The sequence below is a fragment of the Bacillus sp. 275 genome (genome assembly GCF_001999205.1).
GTDB classification, from domain to species: Bacteria; Bacillota; Bacilli; order Bacillales; family Bacillaceae; genus Bacillus; species Bacillus velezensis.
On record NZ_CP019626.1, the window covers coordinates 3,250,871 to 3,263,263 of the forward strand.

9 protein-coding genes are annotated in these 12,393 nt (G+C 50.1%); 5 read left to right on the forward strand and 4 right to left on the reverse strand.

Going from position 1 to position 12,393, the window contains the following annotated elements:
• The first annotated feature begins 21 nt into the window (after nt 1-21).
• Complete coding sequence (arfA, locus tag BZ167_RS16025; RefSeq protein WP_015417965.1) at nt 22-1,521, forward strand: arabinosylfuranosidase ArfA; 1,500 nt, start codon at nt 22-24, stop codon at nt 1,519-1,521.
• A 110-nt stretch (nt 1,522-1,631) separates the two neighbouring features.
• Nucleotides 1,632-3,428: a carbon starvation protein CstA gene (cstA, locus tag BZ167_RS16030; RefSeq protein WP_015417964.1), complete on the forward strand. Its 1,797-nt coding sequence runs from the start codon at nt 1,632-1,634 to the stop codon at nt 3,426-3,428.
• 69 nt (nt 3,429-3,497) lie between these two features.
• Here cstA and BZ167_RS16035 read toward each other — a convergent pair whose 3' ends face one another.
• The 4 genes from BZ167_RS16035 to sspI all read right to left on the reverse strand — a co-directional run bounded on the left by BZ167_RS16035 (nt 3,498) and on the right by sspI (nt 7,697).
• Entirely contained in the window at nt 3,498-4,826 is a 1,329-nt protein-coding gene (locus tag BZ167_RS16035) for a (Fe-S)-binding protein (protein ID WP_015417963.1), read from the reverse strand.
• A complete protein-coding gene (glcD, locus tag BZ167_RS16040) occupies nt 4,823-6,235 on the reverse strand; it encodes a glycolate oxidase subunit GlcD (protein WP_015417962.1) in 1,413 nt (470 codons plus the stop codon). The genes BZ167_RS16035 and glcD overlap by 4 nt, the downstream gene beginning before the upstream one ends.
• A 99-nt stretch (nt 6,236-6,334) precedes the next feature.
• Nucleotides 6,335-7,420, reverse strand: coding sequence for a CdaR family transcriptional regulator (locus BZ167_RS16045; RefSeq protein WP_039254291.1), 1,086 nt, complete (start codon nt 7,418-7,420; stop codon nt 6,335-6,337).
• A gap of 61 nt (nt 7,421-7,481) precedes the next feature.
• On the reverse strand, nt 7,482-7,697 hold the full coding sequence (gene sspI / locus BZ167_RS16050) for a small acid-soluble spore protein SspI (protein WP_003152527.1): 216 nt from the start codon (nt 7,695-7,697) through the stop codon (nt 7,482-7,484).
• A 119-nt stretch (nt 7,698-7,816) separates the two neighbouring features.
• Here sspI and BZ167_RS16055 point away from each other — a divergent pair, with 119 nt between their 5' ends.
• From BZ167_RS16055 to pheT, 3 genes are all read left to right on the forward strand, one after another.
• The gene (locus BZ167_RS16055; protein WP_039254294.1) at nt 7,817-8,563 is read left to right on the forward strand and encodes a TrmH family RNA methyltransferase; all 747 of its coding nucleotides are present in this window, start codon (nt 7,817-7,819) and stop codon (nt 8,561-8,563) included.
• A 361-nt stretch (nt 8,564-8,924) separates the two neighbouring features.
• Nucleotides 8,925-9,959 carry a phenylalanine--tRNA ligase subunit alpha gene (gene pheS / locus BZ167_RS16060; protein ID WP_003152530.1) on the forward strand — a complete coding sequence of 345 codons (1,035 nt, stop codon included), beginning with the start codon at nt 8,925-8,927 and terminating at the stop codon, nt 9,957-9,959.
• 13 nt (nt 9,960-9,972) lie between these two features.
• Entirely contained in the window at nt 9,973-12,387 is a 2,415-nt protein-coding gene (gene pheT, locus BZ167_RS16065) for a phenylalanine--tRNA ligase subunit beta (RefSeq protein WP_077392138.1), read from the forward strand.
• The last annotated feature ends 6 nt before the right edge of the window (nt 12,388-12,393 follow it).

Here is a 12,393-nt window from a genome sequence, read left to right on the forward strand (position 1 = left end):
AGAGAGGGAGGAAATATAATAATGAAAAAAGCGGGGATTACAGCAGATAAAGAATATATCATCGGTGAAGTGGACAAACGGATGTACGGATCATTTATAGAACATATGGGCCGGGCGGTGTATGAAGGCATTTATGAGCCAGGACACCCGAAAGCCGACAAGGACGGCTTCAGAACAGACGTGCAGGAGTTAATCAAGGAATTGCAAGTGCCGTTCATCCGCTATCCGGGAGGGAATTTTCTCTCGGGCTACAATTGGGAAGACGGTGTCGGGCCGGTGAAGGACCGCCCGCGGAGGCTAGATTTGGCATGGCAGACGACAGAAACGAACGAAGTGGGGACGAATGAATTTTTAACGTGGGCGAAAAAAGTGAACGCCGAAGTGAATATGGCGGTCAATCTCGGGACGAGAGGGATCGATGCCGCCCGGAACCTCGTCGAATACTGCAACCATCCTGAAGGGTCATACTGGAGCGACTTACGAAAATCGCACGGATATGAAAAACCTTACGGCATCAAAACATGGTGCTTAGGAAATGAGATGGACGGCCCTTGGCAGATCGGTCATAAAACGGCGCATGAATACGGACGGCTCGCCGCTGAAACGGCAAAGGTGATGAAATGGACGGACCCGACGATCGAATTGGTGGCTTGCGGAAGCTCAAACAGCGGCATGCCGTCCTTCATTGAGTGGGAGGCCGAGGTGCTTGAGCATACGTACGAGCATGTGGATTACATCTCACTGCATACGTATTACGGCAACCATGAAAATGATCTTGAGAACTATTTGGCGAAGTCGATGGATTTAGACCATTTTATTAAATCCGTCACAGCCGTATGTGATTATATGAAAGCGAAAAAACGCAGCAAAAAAACGATTCACCTTTCTTTAGATGAATGGAATGTGTGGTATCACTCAAATGAAGCGGATAAAAAAGTGGAGCCGTGGATTACGGCCCGGCCGATTCTTGAAGACATCTACAATTTTGAAGATGCGCTGTTGATCGGTTCACTGCTGATTACGATGCTGCAGCATGCGGACAGACTAAAGATCGCCTGTCTCGCCCAGCTTGTCAACGTAATTGCGCCTATCATGACCGAAAAGGGCGGAGAAGCATGGAGGCAGCCGATCTTTTACCCTTACATGCACGCCTCTGTCTACGGGAGAGGGACTTCGATGAAGCTGCTGATTACCTCCCCGAAATACGACTCGGCGGACTTTACGGATGTGCCGTATGTTGATGCCGCGGCCGTTTACCGCGAAGAGGATGAAGCACTGACCATTTTTGCCGTCAACAAAAGCAAGGAACTGATGGAAACGGAGATCAAACTGAGGGGGTTTGAAGATTACCGCATCATTGAGCATATTGTGCTGGAGCATCAGGATATGAAAGCGACCAATCAAAAAAACAGAAAAGAAGTCACGCCTCACTCAAACGGAACGTCTTCGGCAAATGCTGAAGGGATAACGGCTCATTTTACTCCGCTGTCCTGGAATGTCATCCGTTTATCAGGCAAATAATGTTCCGAAAAGCCGGGCTGAGCCGCCGGCTTTTTTTTACGCAAAAATCATCTCCTGTTATCTGATAATTGTGATAATATTTAGAAAAAGAGATAAGGGGCTGGGATTAAATGAATGCGATTACAATCGTCATAGCGTCTATATGTATTCTGGCGATCGCCTATCGGCTTTACGGTACCTTTATGATGGTCAAAGTATTAAAAATCAATGATCAGACACCGACTCCGGCCCATGTGCTTGAGGATGGGAAAGATTATGTGCCGACGAATAAGTGGGTGTCATTCGGCCACCACTTCGCGGCAATCGCCGCTGCCGGCCCGCTTGTCGGACCGATTCTGGCAGCTCAGTTCGGCTATCTGCCCGGGCTTTTATGGCTGTTAATCGGGGCGGTGATCGGAGGAGCCGTGCACGATATTGTCGTATTGTTTGCATCAATGCGGAAAAAAGGGAAAACGCTTTCTGAAGTCGCCAAAGAAGAGCTCGGCCCGGTGGCGGGTTTTTGCACGGGTCTCTCGATGCTGTTTATCATTACGATCACGATGGCGGGGCTGTCCATGGTTGTGCTGCACGCGCTTGAGAAAAACCCGTGGGGAACGTTTGCGGTGGGGATTACGATTCCGATCGCGATGGGGGTCGGCCTCTACTATAAAAAAACGGGCAATCTCAAACTCGCATCAACTGTCGGGTTTCTTTTGTTAATGGCCGGTGTTGTAATCGGGCCGCGGCTGCAGACAACGGCTCTCGGGGACATGCTGACACTGGATGCGAAAACGCTTGCAGTGGCGCTTCCTGTCTATGCGTTTTTCGCCGCGGCGCTTCCGGTTTGGCTTTTGCTGGCTCCGCGTGACTATTTAAGCAGTTTTATGAAAATCGGGGTTTTTGCCGCTTTGATCGCAGGCGTCTTTTTCGTCAATCCCGCCATTAAATTTCCGGCCGTAACGGAGTTTATTCACGGCGGAGGGCCGGTGATCGCGGGTCCTGTCTGGCCGTTTATTTCAATAACGATTGCCTGCGGCGCCATTTCGGGCTTTCATGCATTTGTCGGTTCCGGCACAACGCCGAAAATGCTGGATAAATGGAGTGATATAAAGCCGGTTGCTTTCGGAGCGATGCTTGTGGAATGTCTCGTCGGAATTATGGCGCTCATTGCAGCTGCCGCTCTTGAGCCCGCCGACTATTTTGCTATAAACAGCACGCCTGAAATATTCCGCACCCTCGGGATGAATGTCGTCCATCTGCCTGAATTGAGTAAAGAAATCGGGCTCAGTCTGGAAGGAAGAACGGGCGGCGCTGTTACGCTTGCCGTCGGAATGACGTATATCTTTACGGAGATTCCGTTTTTCAGTCATTTGGCTTCATACTTTTTTCAATTCGTCATTATGTTTGAAGCGGTGTTTATTTTAACGGCGATTGATGCGGGAACCCGTGTCGCCCGGTATTTGATTCAAGAGTTTTTCGGAGAGGTCTATAAGCCGCTGAAAAAAACAGACTGGCTGCCGGGCTCGATTTTCTCAAGCGCGCTCGCCTGCCTGCTGTGGGGCTATCTTCTGTATTCGGGCGACATCAGCTCCATTTGGGCGCTGTTCGGCGTATCCAATCAGCTTATGGCGTCTGTCGGCTTAATTATCGGTGCGACCGTCGTATTAAAAATAGCGGATAAGCGGCGCTATATGCTGACATGCCTGATTCCTCTCGCTTATTTGTACGTGACCGTCAACTATGCGGGTTATTGGATGGTGCGGTATGTGTATTTGAACCCCGAAGCGGTGGGATACAACGTGCTGAATGGCGTTTTATCCATTATCATGCTCATTCTCGGGCTTGTGATTATCATTGCGGCTGTGAAAAAATGGGCGAATGTATGGCGTGATCCGAGTGCCAGACTGGAAGCTTCAATACCCGGATAAATCCGCGGCCGTCCGAACATGCAGCATCATAAAAAAAGCAGAGAGCCGATCGGTCTCTCTGCTTTCATCTTATGACAAATCCACCGCTTCCAAAAGGTAATCCGCCAAATGAACCGCCCGGACACGGCCTGTTAATCCTTCGCGTAAAATGCCGAGCTGCATTTGCAGAAGGCATCCGGGATTGGCTGTCACGATGACGGCCGCCTCCGTTTTTCCGGCGGCTTTCATCTTACTGTCTAATATTTTCATAGACATCTCTGACTCTGTTATATTATAAATTCCCGCCGACCCGCAGCAGCTGTCGGCCTTTTCCATTTCTCTGTACTCAGCCCCTTTAATGCTTTTCAAAAGCGTGCGCGGTTCCTCTGACGTATGCATCACATTGCGGAGATGGCAGGAGTCCTGATATGTGACGATATGAGGAGACTGCGCCCGCAGGTTTTTTTGATGGAACTTCAGATCAACCAGTACGGATGAAAAGTCTTTGAGCTTCCGGACGAATTGTTCGGCACGTTCCGCCCATCCAGGTTCATCTTTCAGTAAATGCGGATATTCCTGAAGAAAGGCGCCGCATCCGCCGGCGTTTGTAATGATATAATCAGCGTCAAGCGCTTCAAAAGCCGCGATATTCCGCTTGGCCAGTTCTTTTCCCATCTCTTTTTCTCCGCTGTGCCCGTGAAGCGCGCCGCAGCACGCCTGGCCGTCCGGGACCGCGATTTCACACCCGGCCGCCTGTAAAAGCGCCGTTGTCGCATGATTTGTCGCTAAAAACATCGTATCCATTAAGCAGCCCGAGAAAAAAGCGGCCCGTTTTTGGACGGGACCCGCGGCAGGAAGAAAACGCGGCCTTTCCTTCATGTCTTTCCGTTTCGGGGCGGGCGGGAGCACTTGTTCCATTGTGCGCAGATGTTCAGGCAAAACGCGCAGCATACCGGTTTTTCTGACGGCGGTCTGCAGTCCCGATCTTTGGTATATTCCGAGAAGATTTACGGCTGTCTGCATGCGGTTTTGATGAGGGAAAAGCCCGGTGAAGGCGGCTTTCCGCAAGAGGCGCACGCCCGGCTTATGTTTTTTATTTTGATGAATGATATCCCTCGCTTCTTCAAGCAGCTGTCCGTAATTGACCCCTGCCGGACAAACGGGCTCGCATGCCCGGCATCCGAGACACAGCGAAAGTGAGCGCTCGACATCTTCATCCGGCTCGATCAGTCCGTCTGTGACGGCTTTCATCAGGGCGATCCTGCCGCGCGGCGAATGGGATTCTTGAAATCCCGATTCAATATAGGTCGGACAGGAAGGAAGGCAGAAGCCGCAGCGCATACAGTTCAGCAATTCACCTTCATCCATGCGGTTTTTGAATTCTGTTTGAATTTGTTGCTGCTCTTTAGCCGTTGTCATTTCATCACCACCACGCGTTTCCTTGATGAATTGGCGAATATTTTTCCCGGATTCAGCAGATTTTGGGGATCAAGCGCTTGTTTGATCGCTTTCATGGCGGTGATGCCTTCTGTTTTCAGTTTCATTTCTAAATACGGCGCTTTTACGATGCCGACCCCGTGTTCACCCGTTATCGTTCCGCCCAGCTCAATCGCTTTTTCAAAAATGGCGGCAAAAGCTTTTTCGACACGTTCCATTTCCTCTGTATTTCGGATATCGGTGGTGCACGTCGGATGGAGGTTGCCGTCTCCGGCATGGCCGAATGTGCAGATGGACAGGCCGTATGTTTCTGCAATCTCGTTAATGGCTTTGACCATGCTGGCAATTTGTGATCTCGGCACGGTCGCATCTTCCAGAATCGTTGTCGGTTTCAGCCGGGCAAGGGCTGATAATGCGGACCGTCTGGCCTCTGTAAGCGCGAATGCCTCTTCCTCGGTTTCAGCCGTTTGGACGGATACGGCGGCTCCGTTTTTACAAATCGCTTCGATTTTTTCCATATCTCGTCTGACCGTGTCGATGTCACCGTCCTGTTCGATCAGCAGCACCGCTTTTGCGTCGGTCGGAAGCCCGATCTTGGCGTAATCTTCAATGACCTGCAGTGTCGGCTGATCCAGAAATTCGAGTGTCGCCGGAATGATTTTTTCAGCGATGATGGCAGAAACCGATTCCGCAGCCGCTTCAATATGTTCATAGAGTGCAAGCAGCGTTTTTTTCGTTTCCGGCTTCGGAACCAGCTTTAAAGTCGCTTCCGTCACAACGCCGAGCGTCCCTTCTGATCCGACGAAAAGCCGGGTCAGATCATAACCGGCGACATCCTTTGTCAGCTTTCCTCCTGTGCGGATGATATCGCCTGAAGCCAAGACGGCTTCAAGGCCGAGGACATAATCCCGGGTGACGCCGTACTTCAAACCGCGCAGCCCGCCGGAATTTTCATTAATATTCCCGCCGATTGTCGATATTTTCATGCTGCTCGGATCAGGCGGATAAAATAAACCTTTTTGTTCAACCGCACGGATCATATCTTGCGTAATCACGCCCGGCTGGACGGTTGCCGTCAAATTTTCTTCATCGATTTCTAAAATGCGGTTCATATGTTTGAATAAAAGCACAAGCCCGCCTTCAGACGGACATGTGCCGCCGCATAAGTTTGTGCCTGAACCCCTCGGCACGATCGGAATGTCATGCCTGCTGCAAATCGTTAATATACGGGACACGTCATCCGCGCTGCGGGGGGCGATTACCGCATCCGGCATGGCTTGCAGCTGAGGAGCCGCATCATAAGAATACACAAGACGGCCCGCCGCCGAATCATCATAATTCTCCTTCCCGACCGTCCGGATGAACGCTTCTTTTGCCTCTCGTGAAATCATGTTCTCCCAACCTCCCTGATAAGAAAAGCGTTTTCATTTAATTGTAAAGAAAAACGATTCCGCACACTATGGAGAAACATATGAAAAATGATGATATGATTACGTGCTTTTTGTATGTTGATCTAAAAAGCGCAACGCCAAATAAAAAGCCGTTATGTCTTCAGGGCGGTCCAGCTTCATATTTGTCAGTGATTCCAGTTTGGAAAGACGGTAGCGCAATGTGTTGATATGAATATGCATGTCGTTGGCGGTGCGCTTTAACGATAATTGCCGGTCGAAAAAGGCGCGCAGCGTATCCAGAAGTTCTTCCCGGCCGAGTACATGCTCGAGAACCCGCCGTGAAAATTCCGACCTCGTGCGGGGGGTGATATCGGCAAGACACATATCCAGTTTTAAATCTTCTTCAAAGACGGCCTGCTTGTCACCGATGCCGGCTGAAAGTGCTTTATCTGCCTGTTCGTATGATTCCGTGAGGCGCTCTCCCGGAACGATCCGTCCGATGCCGGCGGTGACAGGCAGCCCAAAAACGGCGCCGATCTTTTTAATGAGCTGTGTTTTGGAAGCCGAATTTGCTTCATGATTAATGAGAATTCGTTCATTTCCCCAGCGGACAAACAGGTCTTCAGGGCATTCGTACTGCCAGAGCCGCCCGAGCTCCTCCGCTTTATATTGCTCATAACGGCCTTGAATGAGTATGATCCGGCGGTATGCGTGAAGGTCTGCGCCGATGAGCTTTGCTTTTTCTAAAAAGCCCGGAGACCATTCTTTCAGCTGCAGCCAATCAACCATAAAGGATTCAAGCATTCTCGCACGCCACTGCGCTTCTTCCATATGGCGCGTTTCTTTAATAAACAGCTCCGTCATTTTTCTGAGCAATTCTCCGAAAGGCAGGATATCGTCAGGGTCTCCTGTCAGGCCGAATACTCCGATCACTTCATGGCCTGAAAAAACGGGGAGGTTCAGTCCTGCTTTTACGCCCTCGAGCCGTTTTTCATCTTCTTTCGTAATGATGACATTCCGTTTTTCGCGCGCGCAGATCAGTGCGCCTTCATGAAACCATCCGGCGCGCGCCTCGTTAGTGCCCGCGATGATCATGCCTTTTGTATCGGCAATAATCACTTCGCGGCTGTACATATGTTTGACTTCGGCAATCAATTTCTTTGCCAGTTCCGGCTGTAACTGCATGGCGATCCCCCTCGCCATTATTATACAAAAAAAACCGGGTGTCCCATCACCCGGTTCATGCTTATTGCGCAGGTTTTAACCCGCCTTCAAGTGTTTTGAGCATTTCATTTTTTTCTGAGTCCGACGCATGCTGCCAAAGAACTTCGAATAAGACGCCTAGGCCCGGAAGCATTTTTTCTTCACCGCTTTGGATGGCGTCAACGATCGTATGCTCCAGCTGATCCTGGTTATTGCCGGTTACATTGGCAATAACGGCATTGCGTAAATTAAGATCCATTACAACCGCTCCTTTTTCTGAATGTGATACGCATATTCTTACCGCGCACGCGGTTTATTATGTGCTGTTCTTAAGATATAATAACAACATGCATGAAAAAAGGAGAGCACAGACATAAAGTGAAACGAATCGACTCTGCAAAAAACCAAAAAGTGAAGGACTGGAAAAAACTTCACACAAAAAAAGAGAGACTTAAAACGTATACATTTCTGATAGAAGGAGAGCATCTGGCAGAAGAAGCGCTCAAATCAAAGGGAACGGTAAAAGAAATTCTCGTAAACGATGAGAGCGCCATCCCGGCCGATCTGGACATGAGCATTCCGTGCTACGTGCTGAGCGAAGACGCGTTTTCAGCCGTGACGGAAACAGAAACGCCGCAGCGGATCGCCGCGGTCTGCCATATGCCGGATAGGCAGCCTGATCAGCTGAAGCGGCTGCTTCTGATTGATGCCGTGCAGGATCCGGGGAATTTAGGAACAATGATCAGAACGGCAGATGCGGCGGGAATCGACGCCGTTGTCCTTGGTGAGGGAACAGCAGACCCGTACAATGGAAAAACGCTGCGTTCAGCACAAGGATCTCATTTTCATATTCCCATTTTGAAACGTCCGCTTGATGAGTTCACCGCTGAGCTGAAATCACAAGGCGTCACGATCTACGGCACGGCGCTTGAAAACGGTGCGGCTTATCAAAGCGTGAAGCCTGAAGAATCGTTCGCGTTGATCGTCGGGAACGAGGGGGCGGGAGTGGACGCCGGCCTTCTGCAAAAAACCGATCTCAACCTGTACGTTCCGCTGTATGGACAGGCGGAATCGCTGAATGTAGCGGTAGCGGCCGCCATCCTCGTTTATCATCTCAGAGGATAGGTTGCGAAAAGCCTTGGATTTCACTATAATAGATAGCAATAATGTAAAAACCGTGACAGAGGACGTCAATTTTTGCACACACTGCCTTCCAGGGAGAAAATGCCGCTGACTGAAAGCATTTTTATCGCAGCACAAAAATTGATTTTCACCTCTCGAGTTGTCACCGGGACCGCGCCAAACGCGCGTAAAGGTGAACCGGAACGATCGTTTCCGTTATGTCAATGAAGCTGTCGGCAGATGAAGTCTGCCTTAAAAAGGGTGGTACCGCGGCCACAACTCGTCCCTTCTCTCAAGGGGCGGGTTTTTTTGTTTTCTGAAAAAGGCATAGAACGGTTTGGTTTACATAAAAGGAGGATGCATGATGGAAGAGAAGCTTAAACAGCTCGAACTGGAAGCTGCAGAAAAAGTAGAAGCGGCGGGTTCATTAAAAGAAGTTAACGACATTCGGGTGCAATATCTCGGAAAAAAAGGGCCGATTACAGAAGTTCTCCGCGGCATGGGCAAACTGTCCGCCGAAGAGCGCCCGAAAATGGGAGCGCTCGCCAATGAAGTGAGAGAGCGCATTGCAGCAGCCATTACGGCGAAAAATGAACAGCTTGAACAAGAAGAAATGAATAAAAAACTCAGCAGCCAGACGATTGACGTCACGTTGCCGGGCAGTCAGGTAAACATCGGCGGGCGCCATCCGCTGACGGTCGTTATTGAAGAAATTGAAGATTTATTTATCGGCATGGGATATACCGTCGAAGAAGGCCCTGAAGTGGAAACGGATTATTACAACTTTGAGGCGCTGAACCTGCCGAAGGAACATCCGGCCCGCGACATGCAGGACAGCTTTTACATTACAGAAGAAATGCTGATGAGAACGCAGACGTCACCGGTGCAGACGCGCACGATGGAAAAGCATAAAGGAAAAGGCCCCGTCAAAATCATTTGTCCCGGTAAAGTGTATCGCCGCGACAACGATGACGCGACACATTCCCATCAGTTCATGCAGATCGAGGGTCTCGTCGTCGACCGCAAAATCAGCATGAGCGACCTGAAAGGCACGCTTGAATTGGTCGCCAAAAAAATGTTCGGCCAAGATCGTGAAATCAGGCTCCGTCCGAGCTTTTTCCCATTCACAGAGCCTTCTGTCGAGGTGGATGTGACCTGCTTTAAGTGCGGCGGACAAGGCTGCTCCGTCTGCAAAAAAACAGGCTGGATCGAAATTCTCGGCGCCGGCATGGTTCACCCGAACGTGCTGAAGATGGCTGGATTCAATCCTGAGGAATACCAGGGTTTTGCTTTCGGAATGGGTGTTGAACGTATCGCGATGCTGAAATACGGCATTGAAGATATCCGCCATTTCTATACCAATGATGTCAGATTCATTTCGCAGTTTAAACAGGCGTAAGAGGAGGATACACATGTTTGTTTCTTATAAATGGTTAGAAGATTACGTTGACTTGCAGGGAATCGACCCGGCCGTGCTTGCAGAAAAAATTACGAGAGCCGGTATTGAAGTTGAGGGTATCGAGTATAAAGGGGAGGGCGTAAAAGGCGTTGTCATCGGACACGTGCTTGAGCGCGAACAGCACCCGAATGCCGATAAACTCAACAAATGCCTTGTTGATATCGGTGCGGAGGAACCCGTGCAGATTATCTGCGGCGCCCCGAATGTTGATAAAGGACAGAAGGTTGCCGTTGCAACGGTCGGAGCCGTGCTTCCCGGCAATTTCAAAATTAAAAAAGCCAAGCTGCGCGGCGAAGCGTCTCACGGCATGATCTGTTCCCTTCAGGAGCTCGGCATTGAAAGCAAGCTCGTGGCGAAAGAATATGCGGAAGGCATTTTCGTTTTTCCGAATGATGCTGAAACGGGAGCTGACGCAATGGCGGCCCTTCAGCTTGATGATGCGATTTTAGAATTGGGCTTAACGCCGAACCGCGCCGACGCGATGAACATGCTTGGCGTGGCTTATGAAGTTGCGGCTATCCTCGGCGCAGAGGTAAAGCTTCCGGAGGCTTCATATGAAAAAGCGGCAGAAAAAGCGGCGGACGCTGTTTCCGTCAAGATTGAAGATACGCAGGCCAATCCGCATTATGCCGCAAAAATCATTAAAAACGTCAAAATCGGCCCGTCTCCACTGTGGATGCAGACGAAGCTGATGAATGCAGGCATCCGCCCGCACAATAACGTCGTGGACATCACAAACTTCGTCCTCCTTGAGTACGGCCAGCCGCTTCACGCTTTCGATTACGACCGGTTCGGTTCAAAAGAAGTCGTCGTCAGAAAAGCGGCGGAAAACGAAACCATCGTGACGCTGGATGAACAGGAGCGCAAGCTGTCAAGCAGCCATTTGGTCATCACGAACGGAGAAAAAGCGCAAGCCGTTGCGGGAGTCATGGGCGGAGCAGAATCTGAAGTCCGCGAAGACACCACCGCGATTTTACTGGAAGCCGCTTATTTCGACGGACAGACCGTCCGCAAAGCGTCGAGAGACCTCGGGCTGAGAAGCGAAGCGAGCGCCAGATATGAAAAAGGCATTGACCCGGCACGCGTTCTGCTGGCGGCTGAACGGGCCTGTAGCCTCATTCAGGCGTATGCCGGCGGAGAAGTGCTCTCAGGCACGGTCGAAGAAAACCATCTGGAAATCGAAGCGAACAACATTCATGTATCTGTTGACAAAGTGAACGCCGTGCTCGGCATGACAATCACTAAAGAAGAAATCATCAGCATTTACAAGCGCCTTGGTTTTGCAGTCGGTGAAGCAAAAGACGTTCTGGTCGTAACAGTGCCGTCACGCCGCGGAGATATTAAAATCGAAGAGGACCTGATTGAAGAAGCGGCAAGACTGTACGGGTATGACAATATTCCGTCCACGCTTCCGGAAACGGCCGGCACGACAGGCGGCTTAACACCGTATCAGGCAAAACGCCGGAAAGTGAGACGTTTCCTTGAAGGAGCGGGTCTTTCACAAGCAACCACATATTCATTGACGAATGATAAAAAAGCGGCCGCTTTTGCGATCGAAAAATCATTCAATACGATGCTTGCTCTGCCGATGAGCGAAGAAAGAAGCATTCTCAGACACAGCCTCGTGCCGAATCTGCTTGAAGCCGTTTCATACAATCTGGCCAGACAGACTGATTCCGTTGCTTTATACGAAACGGGTTCTGTATTTCTGACGAAGGAAGAAAACACAAAACCGGTTGAAAAAGAACGGGTTGCCGGAGCCGTAACCGGATTATGGCGCAAAAACCTATGGCAGGGTGAGAAAAAGCCGGTTGATTTCTTTGTCGTCAAAGGAATCGTTGAAGGCCTGCTGCATCAATTGAATGTGTCAGACCGGATTGAATTTGTCCAGTCAGAACGCAAAAACATGCATCCCGGCCGGACGGCAAACATTCTGTTGAACGGTTCGCTTGCCGGATTTATCGGCCAGGTGCATCCGGCAATGGAAAAAGAGCTGGATATCAAAGAAACGTATGTGTTCGAGCTTGATCTGCACGCGCTTCTGACCGAGGAAACAGAACCTGTCGTGTATACGCCGATTCCGAAGTACCCGTCTGTCACGCGCGACATTGCGCTTGTGGCAGATAAAACCGTTACAAGCGGACAGCTCGAAGCCGTGATCAAAGAAGCCGGCGGTGCGCTGCTGAAAGAAGTCACCGTATTTGATGTGTACGAAGGTGAGCATATGGAAGAAGGCAAAAAATCCGTCGCCTTCTCGCTCCAATATGTTAACCCTGAACAAACATTGACAGAAGAAGAAGTGACAAAAGTACATGAAAACGTGCTGAAAGCGCTGGAAGAAACGTATCAGGCCGTATTAAGAGGATAAAGAAAA